Origin of the sequence: Bradyrhizobium sp. sBnM-33, assembly GCF_032917945.1 — a bacterium.
In the GTDB taxonomy this organism is placed as follows: domain Bacteria; phylum Pseudomonadota; class Alphaproteobacteria; order Rhizobiales; family Xanthobacteraceae; genus Bradyrhizobium.
Map to the genome: position 1 here is coordinate 4,328,796 of NZ_CP136624.1, position 24,246 is coordinate 4,353,041.

General features: G+C 62.1%; 23 protein-coding genes. 10 read left to right on the forward strand and 13 right to left on the reverse strand.

Going from position 1 to position 24,246, the window contains the following annotated elements:
- Window positions 1-16: 16 nt before the first annotated feature.
- Entirely contained in the window at window positions 17-328 is a 312-nt protein-coding gene (locus RX328_RS19830; protein WP_213245989.1) for a hypothetical protein, read from the reverse strand.
- Window positions 329-557: 229 nt separating this feature from the next.
- On the opposite strand from RX328_RS19830, the gene RX328_RS19835 reads away from it, so the two are divergent.
- Window positions 558-1,295: a tetratricopeptide repeat protein gene (locus tag RX328_RS19835; protein WP_213245987.1), complete on the forward strand. Its 738-nt coding sequence runs from the start codon at window positions 558-560 to the stop codon at window positions 1,293-1,295.
- A gap of 14 nt (window positions 1,296-1,309) precedes the next feature.
- Here RX328_RS19835 and RX328_RS19840 read toward each other — a convergent pair whose 3' ends face one another.
- Together RX328_RS19840 and RX328_RS19845 are read right to left on the reverse strand one after the other, a co-directional pair.
- Window positions 1,310-2,251, reverse strand: a complete 942-nt coding sequence (locus RX328_RS19840; RefSeq protein WP_213245985.1) for a DMT family transporter — start codon at window positions 2,249-2,251, stop codon at window positions 1,310-1,312.
- Window positions 2,241-2,729, reverse strand: a complete 489-nt coding sequence (locus RX328_RS19845; protein WP_213245983.1) for a PaaI family thioesterase — start codon at window positions 2,727-2,729, stop codon at window positions 2,241-2,243. Before RX328_RS19845 ends, RX328_RS19840 begins: the two co-directional genes overlap by 11 nt.
- 161 nt (window positions 2,730-2,890) lie before the next feature.
- Here RX328_RS19845 and purL point away from each other — a divergent pair, with 161 nt between their 5' ends.
- Window positions 2,891-5,098: a phosphoribosylformylglycinamidine synthase subunit PurL gene (purL, locus tag RX328_RS19850; protein WP_213245981.1), complete on the forward strand. Its 2,208-nt coding sequence runs from the start codon at window positions 2,891-2,893 to the stop codon at window positions 5,096-5,098.
- A gap of 126 nt (window positions 5,099-5,224) precedes the next feature.
- Here purL and RX328_RS19855 read toward each other — a convergent pair whose 3' ends face one another.
- On the reverse strand, window positions 5,225-6,409 hold the full coding sequence (locus tag RX328_RS19855) for an acyltransferase family protein (protein ID WP_213245979.1): 1,185 nt from the start codon (window positions 6,407-6,409) through the stop codon (window positions 5,225-5,227).
- Between the two features lie 185 nt (window positions 6,410-6,594).
- Here RX328_RS19855 and RX328_RS19860 point away from each other — a divergent pair, with 185 nt between their 5' ends.
- Complete coding sequence (locus tag RX328_RS19860) at window positions 6,595-6,768, forward strand: DUF1328 domain-containing protein (protein ID WP_065732717.1); 174 nt, start codon at window positions 6,595-6,597, stop codon at window positions 6,766-6,768.
- Window positions 6,769-6,912: 144 nt separating this feature from the next.
- On the opposite strand, the gene RX328_RS19865 is transcribed toward RX328_RS19860, so the two are convergent.
- On the reverse strand, window positions 6,913-7,272 hold the full coding sequence (locus tag RX328_RS19865) for a DUF427 domain-containing protein (protein ID WP_213245977.1): 360 nt from the start codon (window positions 7,270-7,272) through the stop codon (window positions 6,913-6,915).
- Window positions 7,273-7,457: 185 nt separating this feature from the next.
- Between RX328_RS19865 and RX328_RS19870 the strand changes: the two genes are divergently transcribed.
- Window positions 7,458-7,712: a BolA family protein gene (locus RX328_RS19870; RefSeq protein ID WP_025590827.1), complete on the forward strand. Its 255-nt coding sequence runs from the start codon at window positions 7,458-7,460 to the stop codon at window positions 7,710-7,712.
- Between the two features lie 25 nt (window positions 7,713-7,737).
- On the forward strand, window positions 7,738-8,916 hold the full coding sequence (locus tag RX328_RS19875; RefSeq protein WP_213245975.1) for a low temperature requirement protein A: 1,179 nt from the start codon (window positions 7,738-7,740) through the stop codon (window positions 8,914-8,916).
- An 839-nt stretch (window positions 8,917-9,755) separates the two neighbouring features.
- Here the strand turns inward: RX328_RS19875 and egtD are convergent.
- Window positions 9,756-10,727 (reverse strand): L-histidine N(alpha)-methyltransferase, encoded by a 972-nt coding sequence (gene egtD / locus RX328_RS19880; RefSeq protein ID WP_213245973.1) that lies wholly within the window; start codon window positions 10,725-10,727, stop codon window positions 9,756-9,758.
- Between the two features lie 48 nt (window positions 10,728-10,775).
- Complete coding sequence (egtB, locus tag RX328_RS19885; RefSeq protein ID WP_213245971.1) at window positions 10,776-12,026, reverse strand: ergothioneine biosynthesis protein EgtB; 1,251 nt, start codon at window positions 12,024-12,026, stop codon at window positions 10,776-10,778.
- 305 nt (window positions 12,027-12,331) lie between these two features.
- On the opposite strand from egtB, the gene grxD reads away from it, so the two are divergent.
- From grxD to RX328_RS19905, 4 genes are read left to right on the forward strand one after another with little or no spacing between them, the layout of a single operon-like run.
- Entirely contained in the window at window positions 12,332-12,670 is a 339-nt protein-coding gene (gene grxD / locus RX328_RS19890; RefSeq protein WP_213245969.1) for a Grx4 family monothiol glutaredoxin, read from the forward strand.
- On the forward strand, window positions 12,667-13,221 hold the full coding sequence (locus RX328_RS19895; protein WP_213246337.1) for an O-acetyl-ADP-ribose deacetylase: 555 nt from the start codon (window positions 12,667-12,669) through the stop codon (window positions 13,219-13,221). Before grxD ends, RX328_RS19895 begins: the two co-directional genes overlap by 4 nt.
- Before the next feature lie 43 nt (window positions 13,222-13,264).
- The gene (locus tag RX328_RS19900) at window positions 13,265-14,548 is read left to right on the forward strand and encodes a serine hydrolase domain-containing protein (RefSeq protein WP_213245967.1); all 1,284 of its coding nucleotides are present in this window, start codon (window positions 13,265-13,267) and stop codon (window positions 14,546-14,548) included.
- Window positions 14,529-15,833, forward strand: coding sequence for a serine hydrolase domain-containing protein (locus RX328_RS19905; protein WP_213245965.1), 1,305 nt, complete (start codon window positions 14,529-14,531; stop codon window positions 15,831-15,833). The genes RX328_RS19900 and RX328_RS19905 overlap by 20 nt, the downstream gene beginning before the upstream one ends.
- An 11-nt stretch (window positions 15,834-15,844) precedes the next feature.
- On the opposite strand, the gene RX328_RS19910 is transcribed toward RX328_RS19905, so the two are convergent.
- Window positions 15,845-17,257, reverse strand: a complete 1,413-nt coding sequence (locus RX328_RS19910; RefSeq protein ID WP_249725981.1) for a GH1 family beta-glucosidase — start codon at window positions 17,255-17,257, stop codon at window positions 15,845-15,847.
- A 298-nt stretch (window positions 17,258-17,555) separates the two neighbouring features.
- Between RX328_RS19910 and RX328_RS19915 the strand changes: the two genes are divergently transcribed.
- On the forward strand, window positions 17,556-19,112 hold the full coding sequence (locus RX328_RS19915; RefSeq protein WP_312017921.1) for a glycosyl hydrolase family 17 protein: 1,557 nt from the start codon (window positions 17,556-17,558) through the stop codon (window positions 19,110-19,112).
- Between the two features lie 24 nt (window positions 19,113-19,136).
- Here the strand turns inward: RX328_RS19915 and RX328_RS19920 are convergent, their stop codons facing one another.
- The 5 genes from RX328_RS19920 to RX328_RS19940 form a co-directional block, all read right to left on the reverse strand.
- The gene (locus RX328_RS19920) at window positions 19,137-20,204 is read right to left on the reverse strand and encodes a threonine aldolase family protein (protein WP_213245961.1); all 1,068 of its coding nucleotides are present in this window, start codon (window positions 20,202-20,204) and stop codon (window positions 19,137-19,139) included.
- A 42-nt stretch (window positions 20,205-20,246) separates the two neighbouring features.
- Entirely contained in the window at window positions 20,247-21,392 is a 1,146-nt protein-coding gene (locus tag RX328_RS19925) for an alpha-hydroxy acid oxidase (protein ID WP_213245959.1), read from the reverse strand.
- Between the two features lie 117 nt (window positions 21,393-21,509).
- The gene (gene rpsD, locus RX328_RS19930) at window positions 21,510-22,127 is read right to left on the reverse strand and encodes a 30S ribosomal protein S4 (protein WP_213245957.1); all 618 of its coding nucleotides are present in this window, start codon (window positions 22,125-22,127) and stop codon (window positions 21,510-21,512) included.
- Between the two features lie 303 nt (window positions 22,128-22,430).
- The gene (locus RX328_RS19935) at window positions 22,431-23,210 is read right to left on the reverse strand and encodes an acyltransferase (protein WP_213245955.1); all 780 of its coding nucleotides are present in this window, start codon (window positions 23,208-23,210) and stop codon (window positions 22,431-22,433) included.
- A 200-nt stretch (window positions 23,211-23,410) separates the two neighbouring features.
- Window positions 23,411-24,190 carry an HpcH/HpaI aldolase family protein gene (locus tag RX328_RS19940; protein WP_213245953.1) on the reverse strand — a complete coding sequence of 260 codons (780 nt, stop codon included), beginning with the start codon at window positions 24,188-24,190 and terminating at the stop codon, window positions 23,411-23,413.
- Window positions 24,191-24,246 lie beyond the last annotated feature (56 nt).

Consider the following 24,246-nt stretch of genomic DNA (forward strand, 5'->3'; position numbering starts at 1 on the left):
GGAGCGGGGCTTTTCGTTATCGGCCAGTAGTCGAACCCGGACCTGTCGGCGACAGGGTCGAACCGCTCGGCGATGGGTTGATGTGGGTGCTCCCCGACGGGTTCACTGGGCTGTTCCGGCCGGCTGCGGCGCTGCCGGCATCGTTGCTCATACCGGTGGTGCCCGCTCCACTTCCGGCGGTCGTTCCGCTGGTGGATCCTGGCGCACCACCTGCCGCCGTGCCGCCCGTACCCGAACTTCCGCCCGCGCCGCTGCCGCCGGCTTGCGCCAGGGCGAAGGTGCTCGTGAATGCCAGCGCCATGGCCAATCCCATTGTTGCCAGTTTCATGATTCCTCCTTTTATTGGTGCATAACGGCGCAACACGATGCGCTCGCATGCGTTCCTGTCTGTCAATCACAGTTCGTTGCTGTTCCGCCGAGATGACCCACTGGCCACAATTCTGAAATCGCGCCGATACATTTCGTGCTCAAATCACAACTGAAGATTGTCTGATTGAACTTGCCGCGCTATCAAGGCCACTAAGAACCGTCCCGCCCGGTTTGCCTGGAATGCGCCAATGCCCGTTGCTCTCGTCATTTTGCTGCTCGACATCACCCTGATCTGGCATGCATCGAAGACCGGACGCCTGCAGCCGTGGGCCTTCATTATCCTGTTGATCCCGTTCGTTGGCGCGCTTGCTTACATCATCGTCGAGCTGGTGCCGGAATGGTTCGGCAGTCCCGACGCCCGCCAGGCGCGCAAGCGCATGGCCGACAGGCTCGATCCTGAAAAGCACTATCGGGAGCTTTCCGATCGGCTGGCCGGCAGCGACACCATTGCCAACCGCGCCGCGGTTGCAGCCGAATGCCTGAAGATCGGGCGGTTCGACGAAGCCGTGCGGCACTACGATCACGTTCTCCAGCTGCCGATGGGGTGGGAGCCGGCCTACGCGCTCGGCAAAGCGCAGGCGCAATTCGGTCTCAGCCGTCCGGCAGATGCGCTCGCGACACTGGATGATCTGAAAGAACACTGGCCCGATTTTGAATCGGCCGAGGGCCATCTGCTCTATGCTCGCGCCCTGGCCGAGGTCGGACGCATCGAGGAGGCACTCGACGAATACCACGCGCTCGTCGCCTATTTTCCCGGTGCCGAGGCCAAGGTCCGTTACGGCTTGCTGCTGGGCACGGTGGGGCGCACTGCGGAAGCCAGGATCGTGTTCAACGAATTGCTGCTGCAGATGCGACGCGCGCCGAAATACCTGCGCGAAGCCCAGGCCGAGTGGCTTTCGATCGCCGAAAAACAACTATCGGCTTGAAGTCGCGGTCTTCATCAGCCTTTCGGCCTCCCGCGCAGGCGCTCGATCCATTTGCGATAATGGCCGCGCGGGATGGTCATCGCGGCGACGCCCATCATCACGAGGACGAGGCCGAGCGCCAGATTCGGCGGTACGGGCTCGCCGAGCAGCAGCACCGACAGGCCGACGCCGATCGGGATGCGCAAGTATCCCTGCGCATTGGTGGTCAGCGTGCCGAGCCGCGTCAGGCACATGTAGAACAGCATCAGGCCGAAGGCGCTCGAGAATATTCCCATCGCGGCGGTAGCCACCAGCGCTTCAGTCGTCGGCCGCAAGGTCCAGGGATGATCGACGATCAGCGCGAACGGCAACAGCACGGTGCCGCCGAACAACAGCGAGCCCGCCACCACCACCATCGGGTCGTAGTCGGTCAGCTTGAGCCCGAAGATCGTGGCGCAGGCAAACGAGATGGTGGCGATCAGGATGACCATTTCGGCGAACAAGTTGCTGGAGAGCCCGCCGAGCGTATCGAGGCCGATGGTCACGGCCGTACCGGCCAGGCCCAGAATGGCGCCGACCAGCTTGAGCAGCGTCGCCGGCTCGTGGCGCGTGATGGCCCAGGTGATGAGGAAAGCGAATATCGGCGTGGTCGAGGCCAGCACCACGGTCGGCGCCGCCGCCACATATTGCTGCGCCCAGGTGATCATCAGGAAAGGAATGGTCGAGTTGATGGTCTGCTGGAAGGCAAACAGCTTCCAGGCTTTGCCGTCCGTCGGCAGCCGCAAGCCGCGGGCACGCAGGATCACCAGCAGAAAGCCCGCCGCGATCAGCGAGCGCGCCGAGATGAACGTGACCGGCGGGATCGAGCCGAGGCCGATCTTGGTTAGCGGATAAGTCGAGCTCCAGCAGCACGCCAGCGCGAGCAGCAATGCATAGTCGCGCCAGCCGCGACGTGCCTGTGGCGCGTCAGGTGGCAACGGCGCCTGTGCCCGCCGGCTTCTTCCACTTCACCCGCTTGATCGTGCCGGAGAAGGTGAACAGTGACCGTTCGCCGGATTTCAGCACGCCGCGCAGGAAGATCAGCGAACCGCCAGCGCGGGTGATTTCGCCCTCGCATTCGACGAGTTCGCCCTCGCGTGCGGCGTCGAGAAATTCGCAGGCAAACGATACCGTCACGCCGGGTCCCTCCAGCACAGAGGAGGCCATCGCAAAGAGGCAGTAATCGGCGAACGACATGAAGCAGCCGCCATGGACGTTGCGCTGGCCGTTGAGGTGCTTCTTTTCGACCCAGAACGCGCATTGCACACGCCCGTTTTCGTCCATTCGGTGCCAGAACGGGCCGTTATGGGTCTCAAAACTGTCACGGGTCCAGGTGCGCCAGCCCTTGAATTCGCCCTCGGTTTCGACATGCAGATCGGGGCGGCGCTGAAATGCATTTTGGGGGAGTTCGTTCACTAAAAATGACCTTCAATTCGATGTTTCAGCCCTTAAATCCGATCCGGGAACTATGTGCAAACGCCGATCCCGCAAGGCGCCCCGCGCAAAGCTCTGGACAGGGCGGAAATGCGCCATAAAAGGCCTTTTCGCCCCCCGTCGATCTTCCTATTAAGGCACCCATGAACGAGCCCCAGATCACCCCCGAACTCGTCGCCAGCCATGGGCTGAAACCGGACGAGTATGAGCGCATCCTCAAGCTGATCGGGCGGGTGCCGACATTCACCGAGCTCGGGATTTTCTCGGCGATGTGGAACGAGCACTGCTCGTACAAATCCTCGCGCATCCATCTGCGCGGCTTGCCGACCAAGGCGCCCTGGGTGATCCAGGGGCCGGGCGAGAACGCGGGCGTGATCGACATCGGGGACGGTCAGGCGGTGGTCTTCAAGATGGAGAGCCACAACCACCCGAGCTACATCGAGCCGTATCAAGGCGCGACCACCGGCGTCGGCGGCATTTTACGCGACGTGTTCACGATGGGTGCGCGGCCCATTGCCTGCCTCAATGCGCTCTCTTTCGGCGCGCCGGAACACCCCAAGACGCGGCATCTTGTTTCGGGCGTGGTGGCCGGCGTCGGCGGCTACGGCAATTCCTTCGGCGTGCCGACGGTGGGCGGGCAGGTGCGCTTCCACACCCGTTACGACGGCAACATCTTGGTCAACGCGATGGCGGTCGGCCTCGCCGAGACCGACAAGATTTTCTATGCGGCAGCCTCCGGCGTGAACATGCCGATCGTCTATTTGGGCTCCAAGACCGGGCGCGACGGCATTCACGGCGCCTCGATGGCGTCGGCTGAATTCGACGACGATTCGGCCGAGAAGCGGCCGACGGTGCAGGTCGGCGATCCCTTCGCGGAAAAACTGCTGCTGGAAGCCTGCCTCGAGATCATGGAAAAAGGTTGCGTGATCGCGATCCAGGACATGGGCGCGGCGGGCCTGACATGCTCGGCGGTCGAAATGGGCGCCAAGGGCGATCTCGGCGTCGAACTCGATCTCAACGCGGTGCCGACCCGCGAAACCGGCATGAGCGCCTACGAGATGATGCTTTCGGAAAGCCAGGAGCGCATGCTCATGGTGCTCAAGCCTGAGAAGGAGAAAGAGGCCGAGGCGATCTTCAAGAAGTGGGGGCTGGATTTCGCCGTGGTCGGCTACACCACGCCGACCAAGCGCTTTGTGGTGAAACATGGCGGCGACGTCATGGCCGACCTGCCGATCAAGGAGCTCGGCGACGAGGCGCCGGTGTATGACCGCCCGCACGTCCCATCCGCAGCCCTGCCGATGGTGCAGGCACGCGAAGTGGAGCCTCCAATTGGCATTGCCGCGGCGCTGGAGAAGCTGATCGGCACGCCGGAGCTGTGCTCGAAGCGCTGGGTCTGGGAGCAATACGATCACGTCATTTTGGGCAATACCGTCCAGCGTCCGGGCGGCGATGCCGCCGTGGTGCGCGTCGAGGATGGGCCGAAGGGGCTCGCGCTCACCGTCGACGTCACACCGCGCTATTGCGAGGCCGATCCTTATCAAGGCGGCAAGCAGGCCGTCGCCGAAGCCTGGCGCAACATCACCGCGGTCGGCGGCCGGCCGCTCGCGATCACCGACAATCTCAATTTCGGCAATCCGGAGCGGCCCGAGATCATGGGTCAGTTCGTCGGCTGTCTGAAGGGCATTTCGGAAGCCTGCCGCACGCTCGATTTCCCTGTCGTGTCGGGCAACGTCTCGCTCTACAACGAAACCAACGGCCGTGGCATCTTGCCGACGCCGTCAATCGGCGGCGTCGGCCTGCTCGACGATTTCACCAAATCGGCGACGCTGGCTTTCAAGGCGGCCGGCGAAGCGATCCTTTTCATCGGCGATACGCAAGGCTGGCTCGGACAGTCCGTCTACCTGCGCGACATCTGCGGCCGCGAAGAAGGCGCACCGCCGCCGGTCGATCTCGCCGCCGAAAAGCGCAATGGCGATGTGGTGCGCGGCATGATCCACGCCGGCACGGCAACCGCGGTGCATGACGTCTCCGACGGCGGCTTGTTGATCGCGTTGGCCGAGATGGCGATTGCCAGTGGCATCGGCGCGCAGCTATTGGCCGCGCCGAACGCGATCGTGCCGCACGCTTACTGGTTCGGAGAGGACCAGGCGCGCTACATCGTAACGGTATCAGCGGCGGATGCCGGCCTGGTGCTGGCGAAGATGAAGGGGGCGGGCGTGCCGTGCGCACGGATCGGTACCACGGGCGGCGATGCGCTTGAGGTTGCAGGCGAGGGGCAGGTGGCGGTGAGTGCGCTCAAGTCGGCGTTCGAACACTGGCTGCCGGCCTATATGAGCGGCAAGGCGGCTTAGGCGGCACTCTTTCCACGTCATTGCGAGAAGCGAAGCGACGAAGCAATCCATCTATCCCCGAGCGGAGCTATGGATTGCTTCGCTGCGCTCGCAATGACGGTGTGAGGCCGGTGCTGCTTCCTTACCTTAAAGCACCCTCGTCGCGCCCGGGATCTGCCGCAATGCTCGCGTCAGCGCCCAACTCGCCGCGACTGTCAGCACGAACCCGATCGCGACCTTGACGATCGCCGGCAGGTCAAAGTCGAACAGCCAGTATTGCAGCCAAAGCGCGATCGGGTAGTGCACCAGGAACATGCCGTAGGCGTCCGCCTGCATCGGATCGAGTAGCTTGGCTGAGCCTGATTGCCTGAACCTCTGGAAAATGGCCAGGATCAGAAACATGATGGCCACGCTGAAGACAGTGAAGCAGATAGCATAAAGCGCCTCATACCAGTTCGGCAATGGCGACGGGTTGCCCAGTATTTCGCGCTTGATGAAGATCAGCACCCACAAGAGGCAATACGGAACGATCGCCAGCACCATCCAGTCCCAGCTGACCTTCGCCATCCGGCCGTCAGCCGCGAGCAGCCCGCGATCCATTTGCGCAACGCCGATGCCGGCACCGAAAAAGAAGTAGCTCGCATAGAGCATCACGCGCCCGTGCTGAACCGAGAACGGGCCGAACTCGAACCAGCTGCTATGTCCGTAGCGAATCAGCCCGGGAATGTAGAATGCAGCGGTGACAGCAAGCATGACCGCGAAGAACACTGCAGGGCGGCGACGACCGTACAGCGAGAGACGGTTGATCGGATCGAGCATGTTGGGTGACAGCCGATACAAGATGCAGGCCACCACGTCGAAACTGAGCAGGACCCAAAGGAACCAGATCGGCCCGCTCGGCCACGGGCCCTTCGTGATCATATTCCACCAGTACTCGGAAAAGCCGATCTCGGGATGGTGCCGCAGGGAGATCGCGTAGTAGGCGAGCGGAATAACCGTGAAGGCGCAGATCACGAACGGCAGGCCAAGCCGAAGCAGGCGATCTGCCAGATAGCTCAACGGTCCCTTCCGGGCGATGCCGGACCAGGCGAACAGCCCCGACAGGAAGAAGAACATCGCCATGAAGAAACTATCAGTGGCGAGCACGATCATGTCGAAGCCGAAGAAGTACTTCGGATCGGTATGACCGAAATAAGTATAGGGGATGACGGCATGGTGGAGCAGCACCACCAGCGTCAGGAAGGTGCGGGCGCGATCAAGCGAAAGGTTTCGCGATTTGGCTTGGGGCACTGCGCTCACGTCGGCATGCCCCACGGTGGAAATCGATGTCATGAGGGCCTCCCCGCCAGGCTATGTTGGTCAATTGTTGCCGTCCGAACCCGATTCAGCAAGGCCCAATCGGGCGCCGGCGAATTCGCATCTCCACGTCGTATCGGAACCGACGGGGCAACCCGCCGTTAGGTCAGGTGAATTTAAGGGCCGCCGCTGGCATGGCCCCGGAAGTCGCGGAGCAAGCAATGACAATTCTCAAATGGGCGCTGATCTTCTTTCTGGTGTCGATCGTTGCCGGCATTCTCGGCTTCACCGGCATTTCGGAGGCGTCCGCCGACATCGCCCGCTTCCTGTTTTATGTTTTCGTCGTGATCTTCCTCGTTCTGCTGATTCTCGGGCTCACGATATTCAGAGCTTAGCTACGCACGTCAGTCATTCCGGGATGGCGCGAAGCGCCAGACCTCAGGGGTGCAATTGCACCCTGGGGAATCTCGAGATTCTCAGGTGCGCAATTGCGCACCATAGTTCGCGCTTCGCGCGCCCCGGAATGACCTCGCCGCTTACTACGCCACTTCCTCGATCGTTACCTTGTCCGGATAGAACGCCAGATGGCCGGCGATCTCGGCCATGGCCGGGAAGGGCGTCTCATAGGTCCAGATCGAATTTTCGAGGCTCTTGCCGTTGGCGTTGATGCTGAAATAGTTCGCGTCCCCCTTGTAAGGGCAGTGCGTGGTCCGCTCGGTGCGGGACAATAACGCCATATTGGCGTCCTCGCGCGGCACATATTGCACTGCCGGATAGCTGGCTTCCTTCAGGGTCAGCGCGCGGGTGGTATCGGCAATGACCACGCCGTTGGCCGAGACCCGGACGCGCTTGGGGTTTGCGGTAATCGTGATCGGATGGTCGGGACCGGGCAATTTCATGATTTTGAGCCTCTTTTTTCGGTCAGCCCGAAATGATCGGGCGCGACGCGATCTCGCGGTGTCAAACGCTTCGGCCCGGAATATAGTGCCGCCAGGCGTGACCTAGAAGAGCGTACGCGCTAGGTTTGGCCGTCACGGTCGCGCGAGCCGGCCGTGATTCGAAACACCTGAGGAGACATGCTGGAATGCCGATGGATGCCCACGATATCGAGTCGATGATCAAGGCAGCTATCCCTGATGCCGAGGTGACGATCCGCGATCTCGCAGGCGATGGCGACCACTACGCCGCGACCGTGATCTCGGAGTCGTTCCGTGGCAAGTCGCGCGTGCAGCAGCACCAGATCGTCTACCAGTCGCTCAAGGGGCAGATGGGCGGCTTGCTGCATGCGCTGGCGCTGCAGACCGGGGTACCTGGCGGACCCGGAGTGCCGGAGAGATAGTCCCCGGACGGGCGGCGGGGCATCGATGACAGACAACGCACACGGCGCGCTGTTTCGTCCGATCGTGCCGCACCAGCATAGCCGCGTCACTTACGCGGAGCTGTTCTTCGACCTCGTCTTCGTCTTTGCGATCACGCAGATATCGCACACGCTGCTGGCTCATTTTACGCCGCTGGGTGCGTTGCAGGTCACTCTGCTGTTTCTCGCGGTCTGGTGGGTATGGGTCTTCACTACCTGGATCACTAACTGGCTCAATCCCGAAAAGACTCCGGTCCGTCTCCTGCTGTTTGCGATGATGCTGGGCGGGCTGGTGCTATCGACCTCGATTCCAAAGGCGTTTGACGAGCGCGGCTTGTGGTTTGCCATCGCCTACGCGGGGATGCAGGTCGGCAAGACGATATTTCTGTGGTTGTCGACGCCGCCGTCGCGCCCGCGGACGCGCATGAATGCCATCCGGATCGCCGCCTGGCTGTCGGTATCGGCCATCTTCTGGATCGCCGGCGGGCTAGTCGAAGGCCAGTCGCGGTTGGCGCTATGGGCCGTCGCGCTTGTCATCGAGTATATTTCGCCGGCGGTGCGGTTCTGGATTCCCCGCTATGGCGCGTCCTCGGTCGCGGACTGGATGATCGAAGGCGGCCATATGGCCGAGCGCTGCGGGCTGTTCATCATCATCGCGCTCGGCGAATCCATCGTCGTCATCGGCGCGACTTTTGCCGAACTCGCCTGGACGACCGAAAACGTTCTGGCATTCGTCTCGGCGTTGATCGGCAGCATCGCCATGTGGTGGATCTATTTCCACATCGGCGCCGAGGCCGGCTCCGAGCAGCTTTCAAAATCGAGCGAGCCGGGAAGGCTGGCACGGCTGGCCTATACCTATCTGCACCTGCCGATCGTGGCCGGCATCATTGTTGCGGCGGTGGCGGACGAGCTCGTGCTGAAACACCCGGGCGGACATTCCGACCTCAAGACGGTAACCAGCGCGATCGGCGGTCCGTTGCTGTTTCTATTCGGGACCGTCCTGTTCAAGTTCAGCTTCCGCGGCTTCGTTCAGCTCTCCCACGGGGCGGGCGTCATCGCGCTCTGCGTGCTCGCCTGGTTCGCAAGCGAACTGTCGCCGCTGATGCTGTCGATCCTGACCACCGCGATCATGATCGCGGTCGCGGTGTGGGAAACGGTCTCGCTGCGATCCGATCCGGCAGAATAGTACTTTTAATCCAGCCTGGGCCGCCTGACCGGCACCCATTGCGGCGAGTTGTGCTGATCGACGACATTTCTGAGAACGAGATTTGACAGTTGGACGACGAGAGCGCGAAGCCGCGCATTCTCCTCGCGAAGCGCTGCCCGCTCGGTGTCTGCTCCCTCGTCCCAGCCGGTGTCCGTATCATTGTGAACAGACGATGATCCCGAACGTTGCCTGTGGTTGCCGGACGCTGGATATGCGTTCCCCATAACTGATATCCCCTGGCACGAACTCACCCCAAGCCATGCTGCCGCGGAGGCTCGGCTGAGTCCGCGTCAAAAATTGGACCTTTCGATGGGGAAACGACAGCGCAGATGGACCGTTTTGCGGGCGGGGTAATAAAGATGAATACTTGTTAAGAAGTTTGGTTATACTGGGCCCGGCAAGGTGCGGGGACGCGCGGCGGCGTAGGCATCTTCCATTAAACTTGACCAGCGCGATCAGTCAGTGCCCACGGGGGAGCCGTGGCTGGGAATACGCGCCTATGAAACAGAGTGAAGCAAGAGTACGGATTATTGAAGAGTGGGACCGCTGGATATTGACGCAGGCGATTGAACCGGACGGACCGACCGGAAAAGACTCGTTGAAGTTCTTTCACGAACTGCAGGACGCAGGATCTCCGCTGCTGGATTTCCAATCCCGCGGACAGGACAAGTGGCGGATCATTCACGCGTGGTTGTTGGGTGCAGACCGATTGTCCGATGATTGGATATCTGTCGCTCCGCGGATTGCGCCGACACGCAGGCCGCGGCCGGACCGCAGGCGGTCCGTCTGCAAGACGTGAGCTGCAAAGCCCGCAATCCTTAGTCCGACGCCACCAGCGCGTGAACGGAGAACATCTGGTCGCGATCAGTCCAGGATTCCCGCACCGACCAACCCGACTCGCGCGCCAACTTGGTGAAGCGGTCGAAGCTGTATTTGTAGCTCGATTCGGTATGGATGCTTTCGCCGGGACGGAATGAAAAATTCCGTCCCAAGATGCGCACGCTCTGCGCCTTCTTGGAAATCAAGTGCATCTCGATGCGATGGCGCTCGCGATTATAGACCGAGCGGTGCATGAAGGCGGAGACGTCGAAATTGCCGCCGAGTTCGCGGTTGATACGGACAAGAACGTTGAGATTGAATCGCGCGGTGACGCCGGCGGCGTCGTTATAGGCGTCATAGAGCACCCGCTCGTTCTTCTCGAGGTCGACGCCGATGATCATCTGTGCGCTCTTACCCAAAATATCGCGCGCGCTGCGCAGGAAGGCGCGCGCTTCGTGCGGCTCGAAATTGCCGAGCGTCGATCCGGGAAAAAAACCGACCTTGGGCATGTCGGCGATTTCGGCCGGCAACTCGAACGGCGCGGTGAAATCGGCGGCAACCGGATAAACGCCGAGATCGGGAAAATCCTTGCGCAGGCCGCTGGCCTGCGCGTTCAGGAAATCGCCTGAGATATCGACCGGGACATAGGCGGAGAAATCGCAGCGCTCCAATAGCAGACGGACCTTGGTGGTCGCGCCGGCGCCGAACTCGACCAGGGCCGCGCCTTTCGGAATGAGTGCGGCGATTTCATCGCCGCGGCTGCGCAGGATGCCGAGCTCGGTGCGGGTGGGGTAATATTCCGGCAGCACCGTGATCTGCTCGAATAGCTCGGAGCCCGTGGCGTCGTAAAAATATTTCGGCGACAGGCGCTTGGGGAATTGCGAGAGGTCGCCGATCACGTCGCCGGCAAACGCGGAGGTCTGTTCGTCGAACGGGAGCGTGTGGGCCAAAGCGGCGGCATGCACATTCATGATACTCTCCTGAACGCGCTTTCCGGCGCGCTAGATTCATCGGAAATCTCAGGCGTAATCGGCGAGGCGTAACCCCGTGAATTGCCAGCGGTGGTGCGGGTAGAAGAAGTTTCGGTAGGTGACGCGGCTGTGGCCGGCCGGAGTTGCAAGCGAGGAGCCGCGCAACACCAGCTGGTTGACCATGAACTTGCCGTTGTACTCCCCGAGCGCCCCCTCGATGGCGCGGTAGCCGGGGTAGGGGGAGTAGGAGCTGCGGGTCCACTGCCAGACGATGCCGAAGGCATCGTTGAGCTGGCCGGCGCGGGCGGCGACCTCCCACTCCATCTCGGTCGGCAGATGGCGGCCGGCCCAGCGCGCAAACGCATCCGCCTCGTAATAGCTGACGTGGCAGACCGGGGCGGCCGGGTCGATCGGCTGCAACCCACCGAGCGTCATGATCCGCCATTCGCCGTCGATCTGGCGCCAGTGGCCGGGCGCCTGCCAGCCCTCGCCGGTCGCCGTGGCAAAGCCGTCCATCAGCCAGAGCGTGGCGGTGCGGTAGCCGCCGTCCTGCATGAAGGCGAGCCATTCCGCATTGGTCACGAGGTTGCGGGCCAGCCCGACCGGGCCGACCAGGGCGCGGTGCGCGGGCTTTTCATTGTCGAAATGGAAGCTGTCGTCGGCGTGGCCTACGGTGTGGATGCCCTCGTTGAGGGTGGTCCACTCCTCTGCCGAACGGTGCGACGCCGGAAAGCGCCAGGACGGATCGTAGGCCGGCGGGATCGGGTTCTGGGCAAAGGCGTGCAGGATGTCGGTCAGCATCAATTCCTGATGCTGCTGCTCGTGGTTGAGGCCGACCTCGACCAGCGGGAGCAGTTTTGTGAGACGCGCTTCGCCGGCGGTCTGGAAGAACTTGACTACGGCGGCATCGACATGCCGTCGATAGGCGGTGACTTCGTCCGCGCTCGGGCGGGTCAGATGGCCGCGCTGGTGACGGGCGTGCCGCGGTCCGGCGCTGACATAATAGGAATTGAACAGAAAGGCATAATCAGGGTGGAAGGGCTGATAGCCCTCGCAGTGCTCACCGAGCAGGAATTGCTCGAAGAACCAGGTGGTATGGGCGCGGTGCCATTTGGCCGGGCTCGCGTCCGGCATCGACTGGATGAGCTGGTCCTCGGGGCTCAACGGAGCGGCCCGGCGCTCGGTCTCGCCGCGGACGGCCAGATAGGCCTCCACCAAATTCTGGGCGAGGGTGCCGGAATCCGAGAAAAGTGACGGGGCAGGGGTGGCGAACGCGGCGGCGGATACTGGTTTCGTCACTGGTGTCTCCGGTCGAGGGAGAGAGAACGTTAGGCTGGCAAACTGGTTCCCGACGGGCGGTCCGTCCTAGATAGGGGTTCCGGTGCGGGAAAAAAGCCTGCCCCGCTATGATATTGATGCCGTCAGACTATGAGCGGCGGTCGCCCAAGGGTGCCGCGAGCCGGCCCCGCGCATGCCAGCTCCTCGCCATTTTGCTTTGGATGCACAACGGTTTGGGCTACATATATCGCAAGTATCCGGGTTACATGGACGAGCCGGCCCGTTATGCGACGCCGCAGGGGGCTGAGCCCCAAAAGGAAGCAAATATGAGCATCGAACAATTCATCGACAACGAAGTGAAGTCGAACGACGTCGTGCTGTTCATGAAGGGCACGCCGCAGTTTCCGCAGTGCGGTTTCTCGGGACAGGTGGTCCAGATCCTCGATCACATCGGCGTCGGCTACAAGGGGCTGAACGTCCTGGAATCCGCCGAGCTTCGCAACGGCATCAAGGAATATTCGAACTGGCCGACCATCCCGCAGCTCTACGTCAAGGGCGAATTCGTCGGCGGCTGCGACATCATCCGCGAGATGTTCCAGGCCGGTGAATTGCAGCAGCTCTTCGCCGAGAAGGGCGTCACCGTCAACGCGGCGGCTTCCGCCTGAGCGGCATCGCGCGCCAGGTCGGCCAGGCGCGGCTGGAAGTCATTGTCGCCGACATTACGACACTGCGCGTTGACGCCATCGTCAACGCCGCGAACTCGTCGTTGCTCGGCGGGGGCGGCGTTGATGGCGCGATCCATCGGGCGGCCGGACCTGAACTGCTTGCCGAGTGCCGTATGCTGAATGGCTGCGCGACCGGCGACGCCAAGATCACCCGAGGATACCGGTTGCCGGCCAGCCATGTGATCCACGCCGTCGGGCCGGTTTGGCACGGCGGCAATGATGGGGAGGACGGGCTGCTCGCTTCCTGCTATCGGCGCTCCCTCGAACTCTGTCAGGCCAACGCGCTCTCATCTCTGGCCTTTCCCGCGATCTCTACGGGCGTCTATCGCTTCCCTGCCGACCGTGCGGCGGGCATCGCAGTCGCAACGGTCGTCGATGGGCTGGCCGCGGCGCCTGCCGTGAAAAGGGTTATCTTCTGCTGCTTCTCCCGCGACAGCGCTCGGTTGCATGAAGAGGCGCTGGCAGCCTTTGGCAGCCCTTGCGCCGACTGACGCCGCAGCTACACTCCTCTCCGAATTCCGGAGGGGGGTTCCCATGAACTTACGTCAAATGCTGCGCGCGCTTGCCTGCGGCGCGCTGATGCTAGCGGTTGCGCCGCAAGTCCGCGCCGAAGGCACATTCGATATTCCCGCTGGCGCGCGTTTCAACAAGGACAAGCTTGCGAAGATCACCGAATTCTTCAAAAACGAGGTGGCGACCGGCAAGATCGCCGGTGCGAACGTCCTGATCCAGCAGCACGGTAAGCCGGTCTATCACGAAACCTTCGGCGTTCAGGACGTGGAGTCCAAGAAGCCAATCACCGACAAGACCATCTTCCGCCTGTTCTCGATGACGAAAGCGATCACGTCGGTCGTGGCCATGCAATTGGTCGAGGACGGCACGATCAAGCTCGACGATCCCGTCTCAAAGTACATTCCGTCCTTCGCGAATGTGAAGGTCGGTGTCGAGAAGAAGGCCGAGGATGGCACCAAGACGCTCGAGCTGGTGCCACTGAGCCGGCCGATGACCGTCCGCGACCTGATGCTGCATACGTCGGGGATCACCTATGGCTTCTACGGCGACACCCTGGTCCGCAAGGCCTATGCGGCCGCCAATATCTATGACGGAGACTTCGATCTGGCCGGATTCGCCGAGCGGATCGCCAAACTGCCGCTACACAATCAGCCGGGCGCGCTCTGGCAATACGGCCATTCCACCGACGTGCTGGCGCGGGTGATGGAAGTCGCGTCCGGAAAATCCCTGTTCACGATCATGCGCGAAAGGCTGCTCGACCCGCTTGGCATGGTCGACACCGGCTTCTACATCACCGATCCGGAGAAGCAGAAGCGGATCGCGCTGCCGGTGCCGAACGACAGCAATTTCCGTGTCGGCCGCGACACCAATCCGACCAACGTCAAGAAAATGGAGTTTGCCAGCGGCGGCATGTACTCGACCATGGCGGACTACCGGCGCTTTACGCAGATGCTGCTCAACGGCGGCACGTTCGAGGGCAAGACCTATCTGAAGCCGGAGACGTTCAAGCTGATGACGACGGACCATATCGGTCCCGGGTCGGGGGTCGATCGGGATTATTTCTACTTCCCCGGGGACGGCTTCGGCTTTGGGCTCGGACTTGCCGTGCGCACCGATCCCGGTAAAGCCAAGCCGCCGCCGCCGGGCTCCCTGGGCGAATTGAAATGGGATGGCGCCAGCGGCTGCTATTTCGTGGTCGACCGCAAGCAGGACATGTTCTTCGTGCTGCTCGAGCAGACGCCGACGGAACGCCAGCGCATCCAGCGGACGCTGAAGCAGTTGGTCTATGAAGCGCTGGAGAACTGACGGCGCTATCGGGCGTTGCCTTGCTGTGGCGGCGCTTGTGGTTTCCCTGGTCGGCGGCCAACCGCAGGAGGCGCGGGCTGAGCCGAAAGCGCCGGCCGCGCCAACTTTTTCGCGCGCGGCCCTTGACCGGATTGGAGACCACGTTCGCAACGAGGTCACGACCGGCAAGATTCCCGGCGCGGTGCTTCTGATCCAGCAGCACGGCAAGCCGGTCTATTTCGAATGTTTTGGCGTGCGGGACCCGGCGTCTAGCCAGCCGATGAGACGGGATACGATTTTCCAGATCTATTCGATGTCAAAGGCCGTCACCTCGGTTGCCGCGATGATGCTGGTCGACGATGGCAAGCTGGCCCTCGATGATCCCGTGTCGAAATACATTCGCTCCTTTGCGGATGCGAAAGTCGGTGTCGATCTTTCCGATGAAGCCGGAAAGTATCCGCTCAAGCTCGAGCCGCTGAAGCGCCCGATCACGATCAAGGATCTGCTCCGGCACACGTCGGGTATCACCTACGGTTTCTTCGGCGAAACCGCCGTGCAGAAACTCTATGCCAATCCGCAATTGTACGCCGGCGACTTCGACAACGCCGAATTCGCTGACCGCATTGCGACACTGCCGCTCGCCGATCAGCCGGCAACGCGTTGGAACTACAGCCACTCGACCGACGTGCTCGGCCGCGTCGTCGAGGTGGTCTCGGGGCAGACGCTATTTCAATTCGAGAAGCAGAGACTGTTCAATCCGCTCGGCATGTCCGAGACCGCATACTATGTCGCAGATGAAGCGAAATGGCCGCGCATCGCCCAGCCATTTCCCGTTGATCGTTTTCGAGTGGCCGGAATCGGAGACCCGACAGTGCCGCGGCGGTGGGAATCCGGTGGCGCGGGTCTGGTCTCGACGGCCGCCGACTATGCCCGATTCCTGCAAATGCTGCTGAACGGCGGCGAACTGGACGGCAGGCGATACCTGAAGCCCGAAACAGTCGCGCTAATGACGTCGGATCAGATCGGTCCGGAAACCAAGATTATTCACGATCCCTTTTATTTTCCGGGACCGTCCAGCGGCTTCGGTCTTGGCTTTGCCGTGCGTACCTCACCGCCGCCAAACACGACATGGCCGCTCGGCGAATACCGGTGGGATGGCGCAGGCGGAAGTTTCTATTTTGTCGATCCGCAGGACGACTTGCTCGTTGTCTTCATGGTGCAGGCTCCGACGCAAGGCGGGCGAATTCAACTGGCGCTGAAGACGATCATGTATGAGGCGCTCGGCAAGGGTCTGCGCAAGGATTGACAATCGGCTGACTACGCAACCGCGTTTTTGGCGATCGTCTCGCGATAGAACGACGCGCTCAGCTTGGGCGTACGACGCTTGGAATCGAAGTCGACGTGGTAGATACCGAAGCGCTGCTCATAGCCATCAGACCATTCGAAATTATCCATCAGGCTCCATAGGAAGTATCCGAGCACGGGCACGCCCTCGGATGTCGCGCGCTGCAATTGCGTGAGATAATTGCGCAGATACATGATGCGATCGACGTCGTAGATGGTGCCGTCCGGCGCCGGCTGGTCGCTTCCTGACGTTCCGTTCTCGGTGATATAGATCGACTTCACGTTCCACAGTTTTGCGACATGACGCGGAACCCAGTAGATGGCCTCGGGGCCGGGCCTGAGCCAGCTCGCTTTCATGTGCGGAAACGAGGTGGGAAACGGCGCCAGCGTGAAGCCGCGCTCGTTGTCGGCGGCAACGACATAATGGTCGGGTGTATAGACATTCAGCCCAACGAAATCGATCGGGGATGAAATGACGCGCAGATCATCGGCGGTGAATTTCGGTGCGTCTTGGCCGGACCTCGCCAGATACGCCTCGGTATATTTTCCTTCGAGCATCACGGTCAGATAGCCGGCGTTGAGTTCGCGCGTCGCGGTCTCGGCGGCGCGGATGTTGGCTGATGTTTCGATGGCAGGGATGCAGCTCACGGCATTTTCCGCCGGACCGACCTTCGTTCCGGCACGCCCATGGGCGCGGATGGCCTGAACCGCGAGACCATGTCCCAGCGCAACGTGGTGACGGACCTGGTTCAATCCTGACTGAGGCAGTTTGAGGCCTGGCGCGTCGGCACCGAGGCCGTGGCCGAGATGAACGAGCCTGGAGCATTCGTTGATTGTGAAGAAATGCTTCACGCGATCACTCAAGCGGGCAGTGACATGGGCGGCGTAGTCCGCGAAAGCCTTTGAGGTATCGCGCGAAGTCCAGCCGCCGAAGCGATCCTGCAGCGCTTGCGGCAGGTCCCAATGATACAGCGTCGCAAACGGTTCGATGCCATTCGCCAACAACTCGTCGATAAGGCGGTGATAGAAATCGAGGCCCTGTGGATTTGCCGACCCTATCCCATTCGGGAAGGCGCGCGGCCATGCGATCGAGAATCGATAGGCTTTTGTGCCCAGCGACTTCATGAGTTGGACGTCTTGCTTGTAGAGACGATAATGGTCGGTCGCGGTGTCGCCATTGCTGCGATCGGAGATGGTGCCGGGCGTGTGGGCAAAGCGGTCCCAGATCGACGGCCCGCGGCCGTCTTCGTTGACAGCGCCCTCGACCTGATAGGCCGAGGTGGCAGTGCCCCACAGAAAACCGTTCGGAAAGCTCAAGGCCTTTTGATGTATTCCGGTCGCGTGATTCGATTGCGCCGTGCTGGACTTGGCTGACAGCATCGACATGCCAAACGCCGACCAGCCTGCAAGTCTGCCAAATTGTCGCCGGGAAAATCTCTTGAATGCCATCATTTCACTCGTCAGGCGCGATAATTTTGCGCAAACAAAGCTCACTTTTGAAGGAGCTTAATATCACGGCTTCCGTGCTCTCGCGCAATTGTACACATGGCGGGACCAGCGGGTCGACATGCCTGTCGCGCACGGCTAAACAGGCTCGTCTATTCGTCCTATTAGGGGAGCAGGACCAATCGGCTTTCGCACGCCGCTGGCGCTTTTATTTCTATCGCTGGGCATCGTTGTCGCAGTGTGGTGGTGGCTGGCCACGCCGGTAGCGCTGACGCGCGCGCCGATTGATGATGCATCGAAGCTGGAGTGCGTTTCCTACGCGCCGTTCCGCAACGATCAGACGCCGCATGACCCGACGCTTATCGTCAAGCCGGAGCAGATCGCGGAGGATCTGAAGGAGCTTGCCAAGGTCTCCCAATGCATCCGCACTTATTCCATCGATAACGGGCTGGACAAGGTGCCCGAGCTTGCATCCAGGGTCGGATTGAAGGTTCTGCTCGGCGTTTGGATCGGGCGTGATCGCGCGAAGAACGCGCAACTCGCCGACATTGCGGTCTCGCTGGTGAAGGATCATCCCGGCACGGTCGCAGCGCTCATCGTTGGCAGCGAAGTGCTGCTGCGCGGCGACATGACCGTCGGCGACCTTCGCCAAACGATCCAGTCGGTCAAGCCGCGCGTGGACATTCCGGTGACCTATGCCGATGTCTGGGAATTCTGGCTGCGTTACCGTGAAGTTGGCGCCGATGTCGATTTCGTCACCGCTCATTTCCTGCCCTATTGGGAAGACGTTCCTCCGCGCGCCGAGGATGCGGCCGCGCATGTCGATGATGTCCGCAAGCAGGTCGTCGCGGCCTTTCCGGGCAAAGAGATTTTGATCGGTGAGACCGGTTGGCCAAGCCACGGGCGGATGCGCGACGGCGCGCTGGCTTCCCGCGTCAACCAGGCACGTTTCATTTCCGAGATTCTCGAACGGGCAAGGCGCGACAATTTTCGCGTCAATCTGTTCGAGGCCTATGACGAGCCGTGGAAGCGCCGCTGGGAAGGAACGGTAGGTGGCTATTGGGGACTGTTCGACGGGGCCGAACGCAAGCTGAAATATCCGGCCGGCGTCGCCATCAGCAACTACCCGTTCTGGAAGCTGCAGATGGCAGGCGGGCTGCTTCTTTGCCTCTGTGTGTTCGCCGTTGCCTGGTTCACGCGGAAGCGCCAGCCGGCGTTGCCGCCGTTGGCATCGTGGGCCGCGGTCGCCGCATCCGCGACCGCTGGCGGGATGTTGCTGGGCATCAGCATCGACAAGATGCTCCAGGAAAGCTACGGGCTCGGCGGTTGGCTAGTTCAGGGTTTTCTGCTGACGGCTGCAGTGACAGCGCCGCTGCTGGCCACCTACGCGCTGATGTCGGGGCGGGGGCTTCCGGCGTTTCTTGAAGTGTTGGGGCCGCGCAAGGGCCTGACCCCATTGTTCATGAGCAACATACTGGGCGTGACGCTGATCGTGACGACGCTCATTGCCGCGCAGACCGCGCTCAGTCTGGTATTCGACGCGCGCTGGCGCGATTTCCCGTTCGCCGCCCTGACCATGGCCGTGGTGCCGTTCTGGACATTGGCGTTTCTCAAGGGTTCGAAATCCGGCGAGCGGCCGCTTGCCGAAGCCGTGTTTGCCGGGCTGTTCGCGCTGGCTGCGATCTATATCGTCTTTAACGAAGGCTTCCAGAACTGGCAGGCGATGTGGACCGGCGCAGTGTATCTGCTGCTCGGCAGCGCGCTGTGGCGGGCGCGCACGCCTGCCGTGGCCTGAGTTCACGGCTCGGGCTGACGCCTCTCACGCGCCGCGGACGATCTCGCGCACCAGCCCGACCGTCTCCTCGACCATCGCAGCGCTAACGTCGAGATGCGTGCAGGCGCGAATGCGGCCGTCCATCATCGCGAGCAGCACGCCGCGCTTGCGCAAGGCCTCGATCATCTTGTCGCCCGCGACGCCCGCTCTATCAGGCTTGAAGAACACCAGGTTGGTCTCAGGCTCTTGCACCTCGATGCCGTTGATCTGCGACAGCCCTCGCGCCAGCGCACGCGCATTGGCGTGATCGTCGGCGAGGCGGTCGACGTGATGGTCGAGCGCGTAGACGCAGGCCGCGGCGCAAATGCCGGCCTGCCGCATCGATCCGCCGAGGCGCTGCTTCCAGCGCCAGACATCGTCGATGAAGGCGCGCGACCCCGCGATCACGCCGCCGATCGGCGCACCAAGGCCTTTTGAGAAATCGATCCAGGCGGAATCCCATCCTGCGGCCATGTCGCGCGCCGATATTTTGGTGGCGACGCAAGCGTTCAACAGCCGCGCGCCATCCATATGGGTGATGAGCCTGTTCGCCTTGGCGATCTCCACGATTTTGTCCAGCGCCGCCTTCTTCCAAATCGTGCCACCGCCGATATTGGCGGTTTGCTCGACGCTGACGACGGCCTGCGGCGGCTGATAACGCGAGCGCGGGTGCAGCGCAGCGCGGAATGTTTCCGGCGTGAATTGTCCGTCCTCGCCCGGCAGCGGCGTGATCTGGAATCCGCCCAGCGCTGCATGCGCGCCGCCTTCGCGGGCGATGATATGGGCGGTGGCATGGGCCAGAATTTCATCGCCCGGCCGGCAATGGGCGAGGGTGGCCGCGACGTTGCACATGGTGCCGGAGGGCATGAACACGGCGGCTTCCTTGCCGAGCAGCTCAGCCACGCGCTCGCAAAGCAAATTCACGGTCGGATCGTCGCCGATCTGCTCGTCGCCGACTTCCGCCCGCGCCATCGCCTCCCGCATCGCGGGCGTCGGTCGCGTCTGCGTATCCGACAACAGGTTGATGCGGATCGGATCGGCCTTAGGATCGCGCGGGGCAGGGGTGTAGTGCATGGCAGTTTCTCGTCTCTTTTCAACTTGATGGCGGGACAGAAATTATCTGAACCGCAGATTTTCGCGAGAGAGCTGATTGATCGCAGTGCATCCCATCAGCTTCATTCCCCGCTCGAGTTCCGACCGCATCAGGTCGAGAGCCCGCTCGACGCCGGCCTGGCCGGCCGCCGCGAGAGGATAGAGATAATAGCGTCCAACGCCTACGGCCTTGGCTCCAAGCGACAATGCCTTCAAGACATGGGTGCCCCGCTGAATTCCGCCGTCCATGATCACGTCAATTCGATCGCCGACAGCATCGACGATTTCGGCCAATTGATCGAATGGCGCGCGTGAACCGTCCAACTGCCGGCCGCCATGATTGGACAGCACGATGCCGGTGCAACCGATCTCGACGGCGCGCCTGGCGTCTGCCACCGACATGACGCCCTTCAGGCAGAATTGCCCGTCCCATAGCCGGACCATTTCAGCCACATCGTCCCAGTTCATCGAAGGGTCCAGCATCTCGGTAAAATATTTAGAGATCGACAGCGCGCCACTGCCCATGTCGACGTGCTGGTCCAGTTGCGGAAGCTTGAACCGCTCATGCGTGAGATAATTGATGCCCCAGGCCGGCTTGATCCCGAACTGGTACATCCCGGCAAGCGTCAGCCGAAATGGAATCGAAAAGCCGGTGCGCTTGTCCCGCTCGCGGTTGCCGCCTGTGATGCTGTCCACGGTGAGCATCATGACCTGGACGCCGGCTTCTTTTGCGCGTTGCATCATCGTGCGGTTGAGGCTGCGATCCCGGTGATAGTAGAACTGATAGACCTGCGGCGTGTCGTGCGCCTGGCGCAGTTCCTCGAGGCTTACGGTGCCGAGCGAGGATACGCCGAACATCGTGCCGTACTTCGCCGCAGCGGCGGCGACAGCGCGTTCGCCGGTATGGTGGAATAGACGTTGCAGTGCGGTCGGAGAGCAATAGATCGGCATCGCCAGCTTCTGGCCTAGGACCGTCACCGACAGATCGATATTTTCGACGCCGCGCAGGATGTTGGGTACCAGGTCACAGTGCTCGAAACTTGCGGTGTTCCGGCGATGGGTCACCTCGTCGTCAGCCGCGCCATCGATGTAATCGAAGATAGGACCGGGCAGCCGTCGCCGGGCCAGCCTGCGGAAATCATGAAAGTTATGGCAGTCGCGCAAGCGCATGTTGACCCGAATTGATTTAAGCCCGCGGCGAGGCTCGGCGTTGAGACGACGCCATACTCGCATACAAAAAGGCCCCGGCAAAACCGGGGCCTTTGATATCTCCGAGCCGTACTCCGATCAGCGCGAATAGAATTCGACGATCAGGTGCGGCTCCATCTGCACTGCGAACGGCACGTCCGACAGCGCCGGGATGCGGGTGAACTTCGCCGTCATCTTGGAGTGATCGGCCTCGATGAAGTCGGGCACGTCGCGCTCGCCGAGCTGGCTTGCTTCCAGAATCGGGGTGAGCTGCTTAGAGGATTCCTTGACCTCGACGACGTCGCCCGGCTTGAGCTTGTAGCTCGGAATGTTGACGCGGCGGCCGTTCACCTTGATGTGGCCGTGGTTGATGAACTGGCGCGCTGCGAACATCGTCGCGACGAACTTGGCGCGATAGACCACGGTGTCGAGACGGCGCTCCAAGAGGCCGATCAGGTTCTCACCGGTGTCGCCCTTCATCCGGCCGGCCTCGACATAGATGCCGTGGAACTGGCGCTCGGAAATATTTGCGTAGTAACCTTTAAGCTTCTGCTTGGCGCGGAGCTGGACGCCGAAGTCGGACAGCTTGCCCTTGCGGCGCTGGCCGTGCTGGCCGGGGCCGTATTCCCGGCGGTTCACGGGGCTCTTCGGGCGGCCCCAGATGTTCTGGCCCATACGGCGATCGATCTTGTATTTCGCCTCACTGCGCTTTGTCATCGCGTCCTCTGTATAGGGTTTGAGTGTTGAGGAAACGCGCCCTCCTGTGCACCGGCACTTGCCGGGGCCGACAGGTCCGCCTCGAAAGCTCGGGGAGGACCACGGGTCGCGAAACGCATCGCGGGCCGAAACCGGCCCGCGAGCAAGCGGGTTCTTAGGGAGAAACCGCCGTTCTGTCAATGAAATGGATGTCATTCCGGGCCGATGCAAAGCATCGAACTATGGTGCGCATTGCGCACCTGAGAATCTCGAGATTCCGGGTCTGGTCCTGCGGACCATCCCGGAATGACGGCCTGGAGGCCGTCAGGTCGCGACCGCCCGGACCGGTTTGGGCTCGGTTTGCTGCCGATTGGCCCGCAATTCGGCTGATATTTCGCCGTTCAGTACCTGTTCCAGCCGGTTCAACGCCCGGGCCATCGGGGCGGCATCGGTAATCCGGTGATCCCAGCGCAAGACGACATCGATGGTCTGATCGGGCTTTTCCACCCCATAGCTCAGGATAAAGGGCCCGGGGCTGATGGCATGGAGCTGGCCCGCGCCATAGGCGGCCACGGAGGTGACCCCAAAACTGCCGAAATAATTGGCCCGCTGGCGGCCGAAATTTAGCCCGACCGCCCAGAACAGCCGCCGCAGCGGCAGCGGCAGCCGCGTGGTTCGCAGGATCTTCCGGAACGCCGGCACCTCGTCGATCGGCGCCACCTTGGCGTGCCTGATCAGGGCGTCGACCTCGGCAAGCGGCATTTCGTCGGGCGCGGCGACCTTTTGCGGCAGCACGCAATCCTGGCCGTCCTCGATCCGGGCGATCGCCACCATCGCGACGCTGCGCGGCAGCTCGTAGAAGGCCGGCATCGGCCATTTGACGTAGAGGGTGCGCAGGATCGGCTCTTCCTTGGCCACCAGCGCGAACGCCTTGACGAAAATCGCAGCCCAGCCCGGCCGCGGGACGGCCTGCGCGCGGGCTTCCTGCATGGTGCGTATGTTAAGGGGGCGCGAGAGCGAGACAAACGGCACGCCAAGCGACGCGTGCATGAGGTCAGCGACCAGCCGGCGCGGCAGTGTGATTTTTCGAACCGTTCCGCGCATCGCTCCGCCCGGGTTTCCGCAATAGGCAATCAGAAAGCCGGCAGGCCGCTCAGTAACCTGCCAGCACCTCATCTAGCACGAACAAGGCGTTTTGACGCCATGAGGTTCGCATCCGGATTGCCCCGGTTGGCCGGCGCCGCGGCCCCGAGGGACCCCCCGTAAACCCGAAGACTTTGAAGGACTTGCTGCCGTCTCGGCACCTATCGCTTGATCCCTTCAAAGCTTGCCGCGATACCGCGCTGGAACAGCGACCAGTCGAAGCCGAGCGCCAGCGCGACGTAGCCGCGGTCGATCATCTTGTTGGCTTGCTCGGCCGTGCGCGCGACGCCGCCGATTGGTACGCCACTCCTAAGGATGCCTTCCTCGGCACGCTTCATCAGCGCCACCACCTCGGGATCATCCGGCAGGCCGCGCTTGTTGATGGAGGTGGCGAGATCGCCGGGGCCGATCACGGCGACATCGATGCCGGGCGTCGCCATGATCTCATCAATGCGCTCGACCGCCTCGACATGCTCGATGGTGACCATGCAGATCATGTCGTCATCCGCGGTCGCCATGTAATCCGCCATCGAGACGCCCCAGCGGAACGGCGCGTGAAATGGGCCCCACAGCCGATCGCCGTTCGGCGGATAGCGCACGCTGCGCACGGCTTTTTCGGCATCCGCGCGGCTGCAGATCATCGGGAAGTTGATGCCGAGCGCGCCGATGTCCATCGGCGCTTTCGCCAGCCAGGGCTCGTTGGCGGCAATCCGCACCATCGGCACGCACGGCGTGCCTGAGGTGGCCGTAATCATCGCATGCGCCGAGCCGAGATCGATCGGGCCGTGCTCGAGATCGACGATGATAAAGTCGATTCCCGAACGCGCCATGATCTGCACGGTCTGGATCGAGGGAATGGTCGCGATCGCGCCGAAGGTCGGGCGTGCCTCCCGCCACGATTGGCGGAGACGGTTGAGCGGCGCTGGCTTTGCGGAGGTCAAGTGGAAGCTCCCTAATTGATCGATTCAAAATTCGGCACCCGGCATCATATGGATCA